20 protein-coding genes, 1 other RNA gene and 1 pseudogene are annotated in these 16,818 nt (G+C 44.7%); 9 read left to right on the top strand and 13 right to left on the bottom strand.

Going from position 1 to position 16,818, the window contains the following annotated elements:
* Window positions 1–88: 88 nt before the first annotated feature.
* The 11 genes and pseudogenes from TOL_RS04165 to TOL_RS04130 all read right to left on the bottom strand — a co-directional run bounded on the left by TOL_RS04165 (window position 89) and on the right by TOL_RS04130 (window position 8,185).
* On the bottom strand, window positions 89–331 hold the full coding sequence (locus tag TOL_RS04165) for a hypothetical protein (protein ID WP_015486033.1): 243 nt from the start codon (window positions 329–331) through the stop codon (window positions 89–91).
* A 542-nt stretch (window positions 332–873) separates the two neighbouring features.
* Window positions 874–996 (bottom strand): hypothetical protein, encoded by a 123-nt coding sequence (locus TOL_RS19395; RefSeq protein WP_269450301.1) that lies wholly within the window; start codon window positions 994–996, stop codon window positions 874–876.
* Window positions 997–1,279: 283 nt separating this feature from the next.
* Window positions 1,280–2,179 carry a hypothetical protein gene (locus TOL_RS04160; protein WP_015486031.1) on the bottom strand — a complete coding sequence of 300 codons (900 nt, stop codon included), beginning with the start codon at window positions 2,177–2,179 and terminating at the stop codon, window positions 1,280–1,282.
* Window positions 2,180–2,203: 24 nt separating this feature from the next.
* Window positions 2,204–2,752 (bottom strand): recombinase family protein, encoded by a 549-nt coding sequence (locus tag TOL_RS04155; protein ID WP_015486030.1) that lies wholly within the window; start codon window positions 2,750–2,752, stop codon window positions 2,204–2,206.
* Between the two features lie 170 nt (window positions 2,753–2,922).
* Window positions 2,923–3,426: a hypothetical protein gene (locus tag TOL_RS04150; RefSeq protein ID WP_015486029.1), complete on the bottom strand. Its 504-nt coding sequence runs from the start codon at window positions 3,424–3,426 to the stop codon at window positions 2,923–2,925.
* 309 nt (window positions 3,427–3,735) lie between these two features.
* Entirely contained in the window at window positions 3,736–5,157 is a 1,422-nt protein-coding gene (locus tag TOL_RS04145) for a DUF3258 domain-containing protein (RefSeq protein ID WP_015486028.1), read from the bottom strand.
* A 63-nt stretch (window positions 5,158–5,220) separates the two neighbouring features.
* Window positions 5,221–5,343 (bottom strand): annotated as a pseudogene (locus TOL_RS19490) (DUF6538 domain-containing protein); the annotation flags it as partial.
* A gap of 72 nt (window positions 5,344–5,415) precedes the next feature.
* Window positions 5,416–5,772, bottom strand: an RNA gene (gene rnpB / locus TOL_RS18605) — RNase P RNA component class A.
* Window positions 5,773–5,905: 133 nt separating this feature from the next.
* Window positions 5,906–6,799, bottom strand: a complete 894-nt coding sequence (locus TOL_RS04140) for a diacylglycerol/lipid kinase family protein (RefSeq protein ID WP_041588398.1) — start codon at window positions 6,797–6,799, stop codon at window positions 5,906–5,908.
* An 83-nt stretch (window positions 6,800–6,882) separates the two neighbouring features.
* Complete coding sequence (locus TOL_RS04135) at window positions 6,883–7,746, bottom strand: alpha/beta hydrolase family protein (RefSeq protein ID WP_015486026.1); 864 nt, start codon at window positions 7,744–7,746, stop codon at window positions 6,883–6,885.
* 25 nt (window positions 7,747–7,771) lie between these two features.
* The gene (locus TOL_RS04130) at window positions 7,772–8,185 is read right to left on the bottom strand and encodes a MarR family winged helix-turn-helix transcriptional regulator (RefSeq protein ID WP_015486025.1); all 414 of its coding nucleotides are present in this window, start codon (window positions 8,183–8,185) and stop codon (window positions 7,772–7,774) included.
* Between the two features lie 241 nt (window positions 8,186–8,426).
* Here TOL_RS04130 and TOL_RS04125 point away from each other — a divergent pair, with 241 nt between their 5' ends.
* A complete protein-coding gene (locus TOL_RS04125; protein WP_015486024.1) occupies window positions 8,427–9,026 on the top strand; it encodes a GNAT family N-acetyltransferase in 600 nt (199 codons plus the stop codon).
* Window positions 9,027–9,145: 119 nt separating this feature from the next.
* Here the strand turns inward: TOL_RS04125 and TOL_RS04120 are convergent, their stop codons facing one another.
* Window positions 9,146–9,547 (bottom strand): HPF/RaiA family ribosome-associated protein, encoded by a 402-nt coding sequence (locus TOL_RS04120; RefSeq protein ID WP_015486023.1) that lies wholly within the window; start codon window positions 9,545–9,547, stop codon window positions 9,146–9,148.
* Between the two features lie 434 nt (window positions 9,548–9,981).
* Here TOL_RS04120 and TOL_RS19245 point away from each other — a divergent pair, with 434 nt between their 5' ends.
* From TOL_RS19245 to TOL_RS04095, 5 genes are all read left to right on the top strand, one after another.
* Window positions 9,982–10,545: a hypothetical protein gene (locus TOL_RS19245; RefSeq protein ID WP_015486022.1), complete on the top strand. Its 564-nt coding sequence runs from the start codon at window positions 9,982–9,984 to the stop codon at window positions 10,543–10,545.
* A 120-nt stretch (window positions 10,546–10,665) separates the two neighbouring features.
* Entirely contained in the window at window positions 10,666–11,091 is a 426-nt protein-coding gene (locus tag TOL_RS19240) for a hypothetical protein (RefSeq protein WP_015486021.1), read from the top strand.
* 31 nt (window positions 11,092–11,122) lie between these two features.
* Entirely contained in the window at window positions 11,123–11,734 is a 612-nt protein-coding gene (locus tag TOL_RS04105) for a hypothetical protein (RefSeq protein ID WP_197537905.1), read from the top strand.
* On the top strand, window positions 11,731–12,264 hold the full coding sequence (locus tag TOL_RS04100) for a hypothetical protein (RefSeq protein ID WP_015486019.1): 534 nt from the start codon (window positions 11,731–11,733) through the stop codon (window positions 12,262–12,264). Before TOL_RS04105 ends, TOL_RS04100 begins: the two co-directional genes overlap by 4 nt.
* 116 nt (window positions 12,265–12,380) lie before the next feature.
* On the top strand, window positions 12,381–12,848 hold the full coding sequence (locus TOL_RS04095) for an SPFH domain-containing protein (RefSeq protein WP_015486018.1): 468 nt from the start codon (window positions 12,381–12,383) through the stop codon (window positions 12,846–12,848).
* Window positions 12,849–12,887: 39 nt separating this feature from the next.
* Here TOL_RS04095 and rsmI read toward each other — a convergent pair whose 3' ends face one another.
* Window positions 12,888–13,748: a 16S rRNA (cytidine(1402)-2'-O)-methyltransferase gene (rsmI, locus tag TOL_RS04090; protein ID WP_015486017.1), complete on the bottom strand. Its 861-nt coding sequence runs from the start codon at window positions 13,746–13,748 to the stop codon at window positions 12,888–12,890.
* Between rsmI and TOL_RS18155 the strand changes: the two genes are divergently transcribed.
* From TOL_RS18155 to TOL_RS04075, 3 genes are all read left to right on the top strand, one after another.
* The gene (locus tag TOL_RS18155) at window positions 13,747–15,681 is read left to right on the top strand and encodes a penicillin-binding protein activator (RefSeq protein WP_015486016.1); all 1,935 of its coding nucleotides are present in this window, start codon (window positions 13,747–13,749) and stop codon (window positions 15,679–15,681) included. The genes rsmI and TOL_RS18155 overlap by 2 nt on opposite strands.
* Window positions 15,682–15,743: 62 nt before the next feature.
* A complete protein-coding gene (locus TOL_RS04080) occupies window positions 15,744–16,148 on the top strand; it encodes a YraN family protein (RefSeq protein ID WP_015486015.1) in 405 nt (134 codons plus the stop codon).
* A 79-nt stretch (window positions 16,149–16,227) separates the two neighbouring features.
* A complete protein-coding gene (locus TOL_RS04075; RefSeq protein WP_015486014.1) occupies window positions 16,228–16,812 on the top strand; it encodes a phosphoheptose isomerase in 585 nt (194 codons plus the stop codon).
* Window positions 16,813–16,818: the final 6 nt, after the last annotated feature.

Here is a 16,818-nt window from a genome sequence, read left to right as displayed (position 1 = left end):
CATGATTGCAGCGAGTATTTAGCTGTTAGCTGCGTGTGTAGCGAATCAATGGGGCGTAATACTAAGCGGTTAGGGCATTGGCTTCAATTTAAAACATCTGCTCATAAGGCGGCATCGACAGAATCTCTTCATAGCGCTGTCCGGCGTGTCTTAATCTATCTCCAATCATGCAAATTATGGGGGCTGCCAGCGATGCATCTTTGCTGAACATGTGATGCTCAACAAATTCGTAGAGCGAATCTAACGACTGTTGGATTAAATACAGTTCTTGGTGCAGGGATAGGATGTCATCCAGTGTTACCAGATGCGGCGGTAAACCGAGCTCTGTCATTTATATGCTCCAGTAATCGATGGCAATAGGGTGCCCATGCCCGATGCTCCTGAATTTAGGGCTTTCGGAAAAATGCGCGATGAAGCCGGACCGGTGGAAAAATGTTTTAGGTAAAAAAGCGAAGTTATATCAAGAAGATATGGAGGCTCTATACAAGCTTTGGCCTGAATATAAATATTGGCTAACTTTCGGTATCGAAGAACCAGAAAAGGGCCAAATCAGTCCTATGACCAAAAGGGTGATGAGGTCTTAACAGCAGGCCTCGACTTGTCATACCTAGCAGAACTTTTTTTACCTTTGTGTAAAAACGGTTACCTACATATTGCCCCCTCTAAGGGCTCTAGGATAGAACTCTGAATTTTTCGCTCGGGAGACCGCGTCTCTGATTTCTCTATCGTTACATTTTTAATAAACGTTCGTATTGTCAAAAATCTGGAATTTTTTCGAAACTATTTCTCCTGATTCAGGATTATAAGAATCTAAGCGCTAGTAACCATCCCTTTCTGATTTATATACACTTCATTGTTAGGGTAGTTTGGTACTTAGGCTTTATTGAAATCATTGCCATCGTCAAGGCGACGTAACCATTCAGGCTTAGTGTTTTTATTTGAATCCTTATTCGGTTTAACCAAGCAAAGCCAACCGATAAGCCCAAGTTTTAACATGAGGTATCTTGGACAGCGACGGTCCCAGAACCGCCTTACAAGCAAAAAAAAGCCCCGAGAAACAAGTTCTCGGGGCTTTAGTGTTCGAGTGGAGTCAACCGATAAGCTAAGTAGCTGACTACCTCAATCTGCACCATCGCTGGTTTTAGTACCTGCTACCCTACCACCTTGTAACACTTTTTGTAACAGTACTGGTGAATGGGTGTTTAGCACACCCTACAAATAGAAACGACAATCGTTCACTAAATCAAAAATATCTTAGACTATTCCTATATCATTTCACTCAGTACATACCATCAAGTGCAACTTGAGTTTCCATCATCTCCTTATTCAAGGCTTCAAGATACTCAGGCGATACCTTCGGTTTACTGAACAAGGAGCCATTTGGGGCTTGGTTATAGTATGCACTGAAATCACCACCTGAGAATCCTTTTTTACGATCCCATAGATAGGAGTTTATATACAAAATAACTGGGCAACTATCACAAGTTTCTCTTATTTTCTTATACTCATTTTTAATGTAGGACAACAAGCTTTCCTTAGTGGTAATTTCAACATAGATTTGACCATCTCTTGCATCCTTTGGTTTGGCTATTTTATTAAAAAACATATTAAAATGTTGTCGGTCAATTATACCCGATATATATTCCTTTCTATCTTTTTTGCTAGGCAGTATTTGAATACCAAACTCTTCCAACTGCTTAGAGTATATTTCTCTAAAACATCTATTCATAATTTTCGAGCAAAATGGCTCACCAGCTTTAAACTCACCAATACTTTGGGTGCTGGTTTTTGTAAATTGAGGAGAATCGGTATTTTCTTGGTTATCTGTTACAAAACCAGCTTTAAACTTAGCAGATACTTCACAACGAATCTGCCCTGTTCCTTCATCAAAGGAAGCTTTCTCTGACTTATCTAGCAACTTAGCAAAAGCCTTTGATGTAACTACCTGATCATCTTTATAAGAACTACCACTATCCGACTCAACACTGGTAAAAGTAGCCTGCACTACCGTTGTCGCAGACTGGGCAGCCTCTCTTCTAGCATAATCAAGAGCTATCTCACATGCCTTGATCTTTGTGTCAGCTACACCAACACCTGTAGCAGAGACCTCCTCTTGATTAGCTTGTGCAGATAAGGAGAAGGCTATCGTCAAAATAAACATTAACTTTTTAAAATTCAAAATACAGTCCTTTTTAATTAGAGCTTATACTTTATATCTATATACTGTTGCTCTACTCACTCCGAGCTTCTTAGCAACATCCATTGGTTTCATACCAGCTTCAAGTAGATTGCGAATTGCTTGTGCATCTACGGAGGCGGGCTTTCCTTTATATACTTCCGGTCGCTCTGCCTTTGCCTTAGCTATTCCAGCAGCTTGTCTTTCTTTGCGTAGATTGGTTTCAAACTCAGCAAATACACCTAGCATTTGCAAGAATGCCTTACCGCTAGCAGTACCAGTATCTATGCGCTGATCTAGGATTTCTAGTGTTGCACCTTTAAGCTCTAGCTCACTCACAATCTGCATTAGATCATTCATATTTCTCGCTAAGCGATCCAGCTTCCAAACCACCAGCTTATCGTCTTTGCTGATCATATCTAACAGTAAGGCTAGAACCTCTCGACCCTTAGTCGTCGTTCCTGATTTCTTTTCATGACGAATGATGGCGTCAGGATAGGCTTTCTTGATTGCATCAGCCTGCATTTCGCTATTCTGATCTACTGTACTGACTCGGCAATATGCGAAAATGGTCATAGTTTTTTTCTCACTAAGGTCTATATCCTAGTGAGAATACCCTTTTTCTCATTAAAAACAACCCTAATGAGACACATTTTGATGTTTCTTTTGGGTATAGCCAAATAAGACTAATATTATACCAAAGGTACTCGCACTTAATTACACCTGTTAAGACTATTCACACCAAGTTAGAACAATGAATCAACACCTTTATTCATCAAATGAAAGCGGTTCAATTTTCTTTGTCCAAATACTCTTTGTAAATCATGCGGTTTTTGTTTCATCACCGCTGCCTCATACGTCTCAAGCTTCCATTCTGGGGTAGACCGCACAAAAAGCCTAAATCCATCCTCTGAAACCTTAAGGTTCTTTTCTATAATCGGTAATAATTCTTTTCTTTTAAGCTCGCTAGTAATAAATGCTGTCCAATAGGGAATTGTTCCAGCGTAAAGTTGATTAGTTACATCAACCACACCTGCACTTTCTCTAACATTTTTACATACAAGCCGCCAAAGAAATGTAGTATCAGGGAATGCCTTAGCTAAAGCCCTCCTAACCCTTAAACCATGCTCTGGTGCATTGAGTGCATCATCATAATTACAGTAAAAGATTGAAATCTGCTTTAGCCATTCATAATCTCTAAGATGCTTACAAAACCCTCGTTTAGATCTATCTTCAGCACTCTCTGTCATAATTAATCTCTAATATAATCATTAATCCTTATACTACATGACAAGATACAGACAAAGTATAGCTTGAGATTAGGTAATACGGTACTTTTCGGCAATTCTTTGATCAACCAGTTAGACCTACTTTAACGGTATAACTTATAGAATAAGCTAAATTTCGAATAAATTTTAATCTAATCACATAAAGTCAGGGGAGGCACTTGTACTAAGCACTTCAAACGCACGCAGAGCCTTCTAAATCAGCGCACAGGGCGTTTTCAAAGAGAATCAATACCCACCCAAAGGGTAGATCTAGAACCCTCCTTAAAAGAGCTAATTTTCGTAATCTATACTTTCAATGACTTCTTGAAGTTCTTTCAATGGGAACTCATGGGTATATCTGTCTGTTATGCCTGCACTGGTTTTTTCATGACCTATAACTTGCTGAATTTTATCTAGACTAATCCCTTTGCTTCTAGCCATCGTAATAACGGTGTGGCGAAACGAGTGAAAGACTTTTCTCTCATCGTATTCATTATACTGTTCAATATTACAATTCTCTCGAAACTGGCTAAACCACTGAGTCATCGTTCTACTTTCCACACTGAATAACCCGCTTTTTGATCGAGATAGCCAATCTATAAATCCAGCTTCTATGAGTTTAGAATGTATAGGCACTAGACGCTTAGCAGCAACGGTTTTCAAACTACTACCAAATTTATCAGTTACAAGTATGTAATCAATGCCAGTTTCATCATCATGCCTAATAGCATCTTTAACAAGCCCGTTAATCTCGCCTAACCTCATCCCTGTGTAGGCACCTATCAATACAAGCCACTTATGCCACTCAGTTACTTCCTGTACAGCCGATTCAATTAAAACTCTAACCTCTGCATTAGTGTAACTAGAATATGTTTTACTAATATCTAAATTTAATTTTAAGTTCTTAACAGGGCTTTGACTCAACAACTCTTCTTCGACTGCGTAGGCAAATACACCCTGTAGCCATTTCTTATATTGAGTCGCCGTTCTGGGAGCAATTTTGTGATTTTCTGGAACGTCTATCTCCAATAGTTCAATAACTGTTTTACCTTTATATTCCCTTAAATTACGCCTTGGTAAATTTGAAATGCTTATAATGAACTTTTTAAAGTCTTTTCGTTTATATTCGTCTATTGGTTTATCTTCAACAAGTTCATTCCAGTCAGATAGGAAACGCTTATACTCAGCCTGAAGTTTATTTCTAAGACCAGACTTTACTTTATGATCTAAAAACTTGGCGCATAGCTCCGAGAATAGAATTGTGCTGATGGCATGAGTCTCATCACTAATTTCGGGAATCAGTTCTGACTGAAAATTAGGCGGATAGATCTCAGAGGAAAGATCCACACACTCTTTGGCCTTATTTATAAAATAAGCGTGGGATTTTATTTTCTCAAACCGCAGTCGTTTGATCTTATCTTGGTCATCTTTATCAAAATCTAATATGCATGAATCTTCGAATAGCTGATTAATGATGTACTGATCCATATAGCTATAAAGATCCGACCACCCCTCCTCCTCTTCGTTTTTAAAATTTATACCTTTACTCAATTTATTATATAGGTCGTAATGCTCCTGAACGCTCGAAAGGTACCTTGCATGTGCATGCTCATCCTCAAACTCCTGAGGAGGAATCATCTCACTCATCTGCTGAGCAAATGACCAAATTTCACGAAGTAAATTTTTATAGTCTTCATCCGTGATATAGCCCATAACTTGACTAGTCCTCAAAACCTTAATACTGGTCACGCATCGACCATACCGCGCCCCCCTTTCGTGAGCAGTCCAGTAATCTGGCGTTTTCAAAGACTTTACCAGTGCTGTGGCTTTTAGAATAGAGCGCAAATCAACGGGAACAACCCATCGGAAATAATAGATTTTATTACGTTTTTGTAACACTTTTTGTAACACCTCATGATTGAGGTGCAGGAGGATGGCTGTAAGCCCCGTATTTCAGGGGCCTACAGCACATTTTGGAGTCAGCCGATAAGCCGGGTTCTGTCTTGAACAGTCATTCGTCTAGGCCTGCAATCACTCACAGGCTCAAGCAACCTACCCGTTCCCAGCGCGGGCCGCGCCTATAGGGAACCTATTTGGTCTTGCTTCGAGTGGAGTTTACCATGCCACGAACTGTTGCCAGTCGCGCGGTGCGCTCTTACCGCACCCTTTCACCCTTACCTGTGCTATCCGAAGATAGCCATCGGCGGTTTGCTCTCTGCTGCACTTGTCGTAGGCTCGCGCCTCCCAGGCGTTACCTGGCACTCTGCCCTATGAAGCCCGGACTTTCCTCCCCTTGCTTACGCAAGCGGCGACTGCCTAGTCAACTCCGCGCCGGAGTCTACACGAATCCTCATCGACTGTCTCGGCCAGACTGCCTAGTACTACATAAACCACGCGGCGGCTACACAAAACCATATTTGATGTCTCGGCCAGACTGTCTAGAGCGAAACAAATCAAGCGATTATCGAACTGGTGCGATTATATTCAACGCTATATTTTCCATGCGAATTTCAAGCGGCAGCTGCGTTAGTGAGTCGCCATCGGCTTGCACGGGCTCTGGATTATGTTCGTTATGATCGGCATCCGTGATAACAATGTGCTCACCAGAGACCGATACGATACCAGGCATACGCTCTAGCATTCCAAAGGGTAAAGCCAGCAGTGTTAGCAAAAAACGCGCTGGATTTTGGCTCGACATCATTAATATCTGGGTCTTCGGATGACTCAAGTCCGCGTGTCGAGAAATCACAAAAGAGCCACCATAATAACGACCATTGGTTACGACAACAGAATTCGCTTGGTATTCCTTTCCGTCAATATTTAGGTGATAGCGCTTAGAACCAAATAGCTTTAAATGCTTCAGCATTGAAAGAATATAAGCGAATTTCCCCACGCGCTTTTTAAGATCAAGGTTCACGTTATCAACAACCCAAGCGTCGTAACCCACCCCTGCCATTAGCAAAAAGCGACGACCGTTGATACGTCCTGGATACACCAAACGGGTTGCGCCATCACGAATCATTCTGACGATTTTGGCGGCGTTACGGCTAATCCCCAATTCCTTAGCCAAAACATTCGTTGTACCAGTAGGAATAAGCGCTAAACGATAGGAACTGGCATCGCGATCAACAAGACCGTTAACAACTTCATTGACTGTGCCATCACCACCGGCAGCAAGCACTATATCTAACTCACCGTCATACGCTAATAAGTAGCGAGTCGCATCGCCAGCTGCTTGAGTGGCATAGTAATCGACCGTCATCCCTTCGAGGCGAAGCCCTGCAATCACGCGATCGATCAAGGGCATACTACCGCTTCCTGAAACAGGATTGTGAACGATTAAAACATGAGTCACGATGCTAAGGTTCCGAACAAAGAGGGCGCAAGATTATAGCGGAAGAAGCCCCATGCCTCCATCCGCTATAACCAGTGTTTACTCTATGCACCTAGCACTGGCGTAAACACCTTATCCCACATTTCTTCGTAACGTTTACGATGCCAGCCGATATGCCCTATGCGCTTCTGATTAACTTCGCTCGGCGTTACGGTAATACGGGTCATTGGCGCTCCCACAAAATACCGGTGCAACAAGTCGACGTTTTTCTTCGACATCATGTCGTCATCACTAAAAGCGATGGAGGTTATGGGGGTCTTTACGTTAGCAAAACGATCTCGCAACCATTGCCCTTCGCTACCAATGGCGTATTCCTTTTTCAAGCACCAACGACGCCACTGCATCATGACTCCCCTCGGCATATTGCACATCACTTTGATTCTATCACCGGGGAAATAACCTAATACTGGCACGGTTGCGGGCACTAAGAAGTACCACAAAAACCAAGCAACCCGTTTGGTTGGCGCCGCATTGTACCACCAGGTTCCGGTGCCACAGGCCACGGTGATAGCGCGATCAATTTTATCGGTACTCGCCATCATGCCTAGCATGTGGCCGCCAACGCTATGCCCGATCCATGTGCGAGCCTGATGTGGAAATTGCTGTTCAACAAAATCCAACACCGCAGGACAATCATAAGTCGCCCAACTTAAAATATCGCTTTTACTGTATTGAACGTGACGATCTACCGACAGCCCCATACCATCGTAATCAAACGTCACTACGTTATAACCACGCGCGGTTAACCAGTTGGCGAAATCATCGTACAGATACTGAGCAACGCCGGTTGCGGGAGCAATAATACAAACGCCGTTAACGACTTCTTGCTCATTTAATTGAGCAGGAAAAACCCGTGCAACAATCGAATGACCTGCTGCTGTTTGTAGTTTTTCAATACGATAAGACATACTCCCCCTCACGACTTATGGGTAATTAAAAGCTATTAAGGATGAAATTGAAAAAACGTAATACGGTGGCTATTTCTTCAGCGCTAAATTCTCGCTGAAATTCATTATTCAACTCGTCGACTAATGGCTTTAATCGCTCGATTTTATCGATGCCTTCAGGTGTAGGCCAAAGCTTAACCGCACGCGCATCATCATCTGAACTGACACGTTGCACTAATCCATTTTTTTCCATTCGAGTCACCAAACCCGTGATGGCAGATTTATTAAGCTCCAGCGCTTGAGCAACATCCTTTTGTCCACAACCCGCTACTTTGGCGATATACATCAACGCAGCTAACTGTGTTACTGATGCATCAAGCTCTTGCTCGCACATACTATCAATATGCTTAAAGAGCTTTTTTTGCGCCATATTGAGCAAAAAGAATAAACGCTTATCCACTGCAATCGACCTTATCCTCGTCAAAGTAGTTCACATGTAAACATTATATAGTTCATATGTAAACTATATATTTGTAACGATAAGATCTCATGAGTGAATCAATCGAAAATAATCTGAAGAATGTACATACGAGGGCACTGAAAAACTTGCGAGTAAAGTCATAAACTTGCCCCCATCTAACTGCACTGGTAACTTACCGGCTCTATTAATCTCTAGCAGCGTGTAATCAAGGACAGCAAAGATGACCGCGCCAATCGACGACGTAGCAACAACACTGGCTCAAGCTTTCGCTCACGATCCGCTGATGTGCTCGTTCTTCCCTTATGAACAAAACTCCAGTGCCTTGTCGTATTACACCTTCCGTTTTCTTATTAGCCACTCGCTCGCCAATGGTGAAGTCACGTTGGCTCACGCCAACGACCAAATAGTGGGTGCCGCTTTGTGGCTAGCGTCAGAAAATGCTGAACGTACCCTAATGGATGAGATACGTCACGGTGGCATCGCCATGCTCAACAAACAGGGGGTTAAAGCGATACTGCGACAAATTCGAGCCAGCGCACAAATGCAACAATTGCATCAAACACTGATGCACGCACCCCACTATTACTTATCCATTTTGGGTTTAACAAAAGAAGTGCGCGGCCAAGGTCTTGCTACTCAATTAATAACGCCCATGTTGGAACGCGCGGATTACGAAAAAAAGCCCTGCTACTTAGACACCCACAACGAAGCCAATATCAATCTTTACCGGCATTATGGGTTTGAAGTAGTTCATGAGGGGGTTATGAAAGGTTTAAAAGTGCGCCATTGGGTGATGATCAGGCAGCCGAGAAACAATTAAACCTAGGAATTAACTAGCATTTTTAATAAATACTAAAAATATATATTAAATTTTTTTAAATAATGATCAGCCGAACACTGCCTGATCATTATTATTTCTCGCATAAATTAGAAATTAAATTAATATCCGTACTCATTTTCATAATCTTCGTACAACCGATCTGTCTCACGCTCTTCCGAACTTTTAGATCTGAAGGAATGTTTTAGTTTTCTTGCTTTATTTTGTAATCGCTCAATTCGACGCGAAACGGCTCGGCTAGCTCGATCAACGGCAAGATCAATAGCTGAGTGAAAATGCTCCTTTTTATCGTCGATCACAATATCATTTTTGCCATCTAGCTTAATCAGGACTTTACAGCGTTTGTCTTCACCGCCTTTAGGACCGTTGACGTCTGACAAAGTCACTACAATTCGCTCGATTTTATCGTCACGAGAACCCAGCGCGTAACTAATACGACGTTTTATATAGTCTTTTAAATCTTTAGTTAGAGCAACGTGACGAGCCTGAATCTTAATCTTCATACTGATCTCCTGTGTCCGCTAGCGGACGAGTTAGAATGAAAATTTACTCTAGCTGCCAGAAGAAAAATGGAAAAATCGAATTATCTTTAGGTTTGAACATGGTTTTTTCGATGAATCGAAAATCTATTAAATATCAATAGGTTATATGATGAGGCAGGAATATTCATGGCTATTTCGAAGTGTATAATTTTGTAGAGGTTACTGTTTCTAAATAATTTATTAGCTTTTCTCTAGTACATCAGTGATGTTAAAAACACGAACACGTAATCAGAACCTAACAAAAGAAGTTCACCTCAGACAAGATTACGCAAGCTGAGAAAAAGAACCCCATTGAAGCCAACACCCTAACCGCTTAATATCCCCCTCGGTATTTTGCTACGTATGCAGCTCAATACCCGCAGCAATAATGGACTAAATGGGAATAATATAGGGATATGGCCGATTTCGAGTTAGAAGATAAGAGCGGCAACCGTTACCGCATTCGTAAAGGCGCAGGCCCACGATTTTGGCATCCCGAAAATCTGGGCGCTGGCAGCTCACTACTGGCTGACAACTTACTCAGCACCATGCCTGCCAATGGGCTTCAACAAGCCCACAACCACTTCTATTTCAATGCGCTCGTCAATATCCCCAATTTACCCTGTAGACCGCAAGATGCGCTTTGCTCAGCACTAAGCAATTCGTATCTCACGATTGAAAAAATCGGCACTGCGCTCGCCATCAACGACGACGAACCTGATCCGCGCAACGAACTACGAGTAAAAATCCGCAATGCATTAATGGCCAGAGTCGCTGGCGAACGCGCCGAAGCAGCCATGTATCAAAAGCAGATGGATAAAGAAACCACCGTGATGAAAGGCGTCATTTACACCGGTGCGTTTATGCAAGGCGTTGGCTCATCCGCTTGGGGCATGGTGGTATGGCTAAAAGAAGTGAGCGACGTCGTAAACCCCTTTGTAAAAATGCAGCATGCCGCCCGCGCCCTGCAAGCAGCATGAGAATCGGACGACTTTTCTAAAACCTACTCCGAAACCTACGTAAAAGGCGAAAAGCGCGAACTGGTAGAAGCGCTAGGCTTCGACCCTACACAAATCACCGAACAACAAATTGACGAAGCCATGGCGATGGCCAGCTTGGTGATCGAAGACCCAAGCCTGCGCGACATGCTCTATCAATTTGTGAAAGACTACGCCGAAGCCACACGCAAGCTAAAACTCGAAGGCAAAAAACGCAAGGCTAAAGGGAATAGCGCCAAGTTTTCAAACTTTGATACAGATGAAATTCAAGCGAAGAAGACCGATGCGCATGGGGCAGAGGATGGAAAGGTTAGTAAAAAGGCAAATAAGAAGGTTGAACCCAAAAACCTAACGGATGCTAAGAGTATCTTAGCGGCTAGGCGAGAAGAGATTGCTGCCAATGGTTATACACCTAAATACTCCGATGCTGAACTCCAAGATATTGCGAAAAATGGTGATATTGGTAGTGACCGCTATCAAGTTCGCTTTATGGAAACCAATTACCTGAATCATAGAGATCCCCCCTGATGTGCCTTTAAGTGGGTCTATGGGAAGATCAATGACCGGTAAATCAGGTACTGGAGCGAAATATTGGTCTACCAGCTTTGATCAATTAGAAGACGCTGATACGGATCCAAGGTTGATCTCGCAGAAACTCGGTTTAACCTATGACCCCAATGCCAATTACTCACTGGTGATCGTCGATAGCCAAGCCGCTGCCCCACTGACGGGTGTAAAAAGTGTTTCGGCAACGTTTGAAAATGTTAGCGAGTTTGCCAATACAGAATTGCCAGATGATTTTCCTAAATCATTTACCGACAAGGTTATGACGCCAGAGTTTCAGTCGGAATATTCTAGTCAGTATAAAGCGGCGCAAGATGCTGGTGCTTTTGACAAAAAATGGTCAGCAAAGAACTTCGAAAATCACTTAAATACAACGGATCTTAGTAGTTCCGACAAAGCTCTGATGAAGCAGCGTTTTGAAATGCACGAAGCGATTGGCAATAATGACGACTATCTCGGGAATGGACTAACCAAAAACAACAACCCTACCGTCAAACAAGAATACGGTGTGGTCGAAACGCTGAACTTTGAACGTAACGAAGTAAACTTGTCTCAACTAGACCAAAAAAATGCGATCACTATCCTACCAGGATTAAGCCCAATATGAGCTACGTACAAAATTACCCCTTATTACCACCTTTGCCCAAAATAGAACGCCACGATCAACTTCCCGATGACGCAGTTGTTATTGGTCAATTGAGAGAAGGCTACAAGCAAGATGACCCTTTATATATGTTCATAAAAAGAGGGAATTATCTATCCATCGTACTAACTTATGATGATCATTGGGGAGGACAGGACCATTACACTTGTGATCAGTACGATTTTCCTTTAAAGGTTCTTAGCTGGTTCCCTAAAGCCCTCGCTGATTTTCAGCGCCCCCCCGCCGCAGGTGGCTTACATGCTGGCGCTATGATCAGCAAAGATGAAGACGTTGATGGTGAGATGCTGACTGTGGGCAGTACGACTCGGGGTTATGCCCTTAAAAACAGGTCAAGGGATTCTAAAGGGGTTGATGCTGACCCCGATTATTATGAGCCGACATCCCTGAGCTTGGATTACGAATTACTCAATGATTTTGGCTTGCTTCGATTTTGGAAAGACTTGGGCGATAAATACGAAAAAGGTTTGTTGTGAGTGATCGTCGTATGAATGCAATTTCATACGACTTACTCATTATTCTGTTCTGACAAATCTAACGGCTTTAAAATGCCCTATAATATCGCAACTTCATTCACCAATAGGAAATCCGCGTGTATCAAAACAGGCAAGCATTAGCACTAGGCACATTAGCATTTCTATTTTTTGCAGTAATTATATCCATTGGGTTGTTAATGTGGAGCTGGCCAAAGTACAACTTATATCGAATGGAAATGCATGGAAGAGCTGCTCTCAAAGAAGCCGAGTGGTCAAAGCAAATATTGATCGAAGAAGCCAAAGCACAAGAAACAGCGTCGCTTATGCAAGCCAAAGCCCGAGTAACATTGGCTCAGGCCGAAGGCGAAGCTCAAATAGTTAAGGCCAAAGCTGAAGGTTTGGCCGATATCGAAAGTGCCAAAGCGGCTGCTGAAGCAAACCGAATAATTGGTGAATCGCTGAAAGGAAACGAAGAGTACCTTAGGTACATATGGATTAAAGGTCTTCATGACGGAAAAGGCGAAAGGATCTATATCCCAACAGAAGCTGGCCTTCCGATTCTAGAAGCTGGTCGAGGAAAATAAAACCTCCTACCGAACGTAGGAGGCGAAAAAGTTTCGCTCCTACACCTTCCCCTGCATCTCTAGCGCTTTCTGATACAGTACTTTTTTATTCTCGCCAGTTAGCTCGGCAATAATACCGGCGGCTTTTTTCGGTGGTAATTCGGCTAGCAGCAATTTAAACAGTTTTTCGGTATCAACCTCTGAGCCAGATATAGGTTCTGGGTTACCGGCAACCATCACCACGAATTCGCCTTTTTGCTGGTCGGCGTCGGCCAGTAGTTGGGTGCGAATATTACCGAGTGTGCCGTGGTAGAAGGTTTCAAAGGCTTTGGTGAGTTCGCGCGCGACGCAGGCGAGGCGGTCGGGGCCGAAACATTCTTCCATAAGGGTTAGGGTTTCGATAATGCGGTGTTTCGATTCATAAAACACAATGGTGGCGGTTTCTTGCGCCAGCGGTGCTAAGCGCTCACGACGGCCACTGGCTTTGTGCGGCATGAACCCTTCAAACAAAAAGCGGTCTGTTGGTAGGCCTGCGGCGCTGAGTGCGGTGATGATGGCACTAGGCCCGGGAATCGGTACAACCTTATGCCCCATTTCGCGCAACGCTTGCACTAACGGGTAGCCGGGGTCGGAAATCAGCGGGGTTCCAGCATCCGATACTAAGGCCATGTTTCGACCTTGGCTAAGCTGACTAGCAACCTGCTCAATACGATCCCTTTCGTTGTGGTCGTGTACCGACAACAGTGCTTTGCGAAGGCCCAGATGCTGCAGTAATCTTTGCGTATGTCTGGTATCCTCGCAGGCAATTACATCGACTGAACTCAGTACTTGCTGCGCACGTACGCTGAGGTCGGCGAGATTACCAATCGGAGTCGCGACTACGTATAACGTGCCGGCTTGTATATTTGGAACAGAGGTCATGCAGGGATATTTACCTGAATTCTGGTTACGCCGTTTTGCCACCGTAGCGGTAATAAGCGGTTGTATCGGACTAAGTGCTTGCTCGACGACTCCTCAACAGGATGATCGAGCTTTTCTGGAGTCCGCACTGGATAACAACCAGCGCTTTGAGCTGGTTGTCGAAAATCTGAATGCAGGCGAGTTTCGCAATGCCGGGCTGCAATTGCAACTACTCGAAGGTAGTTCGCTCTCGCCTAGCCAACAATTAGATTGGTTATTGCTGTCGGCTCGCGTTGCGATTGGCGAAGGCGATACTGTGTTGGCGCAAAGCTACCTCGATCAATTCTCTGCCCGAATCGACTCGGCCACGCCGCAGCAAGAGCAGCAAGCCGGTTGGTTAACGGCGGCCGTGTACGAAGCCGATGGCCAGTTTTTGCAAGCAGCGCGCGAGCGGGATTTTATTTCTGGCGTGTTGGTTGGCGATATAAAACAAAGCAACCAAGAGCGCCTGTGGTTGGATTTAATGCAAATCCCCGATGGCGAGTTACTCAGCTGGGCAGAAAAATCCCCCGATACGCGTTTTGGTGGTTGGCTGCAGTTAGCGGCAATCAGTAAGAGCAATACCTATACGCTAGATGAACATTTAGCCGCGATTATGGCTTGGCGTAATGCCAACCCCGGGCATCCGGCAAGTATGCAGTTACCCGGTTCGTTGTCGATGTTAGAAGACATTGCCGCCAACCGCCCTACTCGAGTGGCGTTATTGCTACCTTTAACGGGTCGTTTAGAGCGCACCGGTGCTGCGATTCGCGATGGTTTTATGGCAGCGTATTTTGCGGCGCTGAGTAAGGGTTATTTAGTACCTGCTATTACCTTGTTGGACAGCGAGCAATACCCGGCTGAAGCCCCCGCGCCACAACCCGCTTTTACCCAAAATCCGTTGCTGCTGGGCGATGTACCCGTGGCAGAGCCAACGGTAACCGTCGATGCTATGAGCGTTACTCCTCCTGCAGAAGTTTACAACCTACCATATAACCTCAGCCGTGCTTATGCCGATGCGCAGCGAGCAGGCGCACAGTGGTTGGTTGGACCTGTGAGTAAACCCGATGTTCAGGCGTTGCAAACCGCACCTATGCTGCCAATGCCAACGCTGGCGTTAAATTATGGCGACCGCAGTGACGATGAAGGTCAAATCCCGTCGGCGAATCTTTATCAATTTGGTTTAGCCGCAGAAGACGAGGCCGTTCAAATTGCTGAGCGCGCTTGGCAAGATGGTCATCGTCGTGCTTTGGTGATGATTCCTGAAGGCAATTGGGGTGAACGTATTTTCGCGGCGTTTGAACAGCGCTGGTTGGAGTTAGGTGGTGAAATCGGCGAGAACCGTTTTTACGCACCGCAAAAAGACTTTAACCCAGAAATTAAAGCTCTGCTCAACGTTGAAGACAGCCAGCAGCGTTATAAAACCATGCGGTCGTTATTACGCCAAAGCACTGAGTTTGAGCCGCGCCGTCGTGAAGATGTCGATTGGGTTTTTTTAGTGGCTTTGCCGGCACAAGCGCGCCAAATCAAACCAACACTAGCGTTTAACTTTGCCGCTGATCTTCCTGTGTATGCGACGTCGCATGTATTTTCTGGGGCGGTTGATCCAAAACGCGACCGCGACTTAAATGGCATTCGTTTCTGCGATGCGCCGTGGTTGTTGCGCCATACCGAGCTGTATAACGACGTAGAAAAATCGGTGAAAGGTGGGCAAGGCAGCTACGCTCGCTTGTATGCAATGGGCGTGGATTCGTACCGTTTGATTGCGCGTGTTAAGCAGTTAGAAGCCTTCCCCGAGAGCCAAATTTTCGGAACCACAGGCGCTTTAACCTTGGATGATCAACGTCGTATTCATCGCAGAACCGAATGCACGCGCTTCCGCTCCGGTGAGCCAGTACAGCTCGCCATCGAGTAAGCGAAAGCAATTAATGTAAGCGTTAAAGCAATTCAACAGGTGTCAGGCAAGGAGGCCAGACCATGTGGATACCTCGCAACAAGGCTAAGTCGAGTGCCAGTAAAGGCAAAACCGGCGATAGCAGTCATCGTGCCGCAGGCGAACGCCGCGAATTAGACGCCGAAGAGTGGCTAATACAACGCGGCTTTGTGCCTATTACCCGCAATTACCGCACCCGTGGCGGCGAAATTGATCTGATCATGCGCGACGCCGATACTTTAGTGTTTGTGGAAGTACGCTATCGTAAAACCACCGAGCACGGCACAGGTGCAGAAACCATTACTTACCACAAACAGCAGCGATTACGTCGTGCTGCCCTACACTACCTGCAAAAGCATTTTGGTAGCCGCGAACCGCCTTGTCGATTTGATGTTATGTCAGGTACTGGCGACCCGGTTATCTTCGAATGGATTAGCAATGCGTTTTAAACAGGCTGTTGAGTAAGCAAACCTTTCTACCTATCGGCTTTTTCTTTATGATGGCTTCCTGCTATTTCGGAGCTTTATTGTGCAAGATCGCATCATTAGCCACTTCGGCGCCAGTATCGAAACCAAGACATTAGCCGCTGAAGAGCTGCCGCCCTATATTGAGCACGCAGCACAAATTATGGTTAACGCCCTGCTTAGCGGCGGCAAGATCTTATCATGTGGTAACGGCGGTTCAGCCGGTGATGCCCAGCACTTTTCTTCAGAATTACTTAATCGTTTTGAGCGCGAGCGCCCTAGTCTTCCGGCGATTGCACTATCGACCGATTCTTCGACCATCACCTCCATCGCTAACGACTACAGCTATAACGAAGTGTTCTCGAAGCAAATTCGTGCTTTAGGTAATCCAGGCGATGTATTGTTGGCTATATCCACCAGCGGTAACTCGGCTAACGTAGTGCAGGCGATTCAAGCCGCCCACGAACGCGATATGTTGGTGGTTGCATTATCAGGTAAAGACGGCGGCCACATGGCATCGCTACTCACCGTCGAGGATGCTGAAGTACGCGTACCATCGAATGTGACGGCGCGTATTCAAGAAGTTCATTTGGTGGTGATTCATTGCTTGTGCGATTTAATCGACTGTTCGCTGTTTGGCGAAGAATAACGATTA

It is taken from the genome of Thalassolituus oleivorans MIL-1 (genome assembly GCF_000355675.1).
Lineage (GTDB): Bacteria > Pseudomonadota > Gammaproteobacteria > Pseudomonadales > Oceanobacteraceae > Thalassolituus > Thalassolituus oleivorans.
Note: the sequence above shows the minus strand (reverse complement) of the source record. Positions and strands in the feature narration are given on the sequence as shown.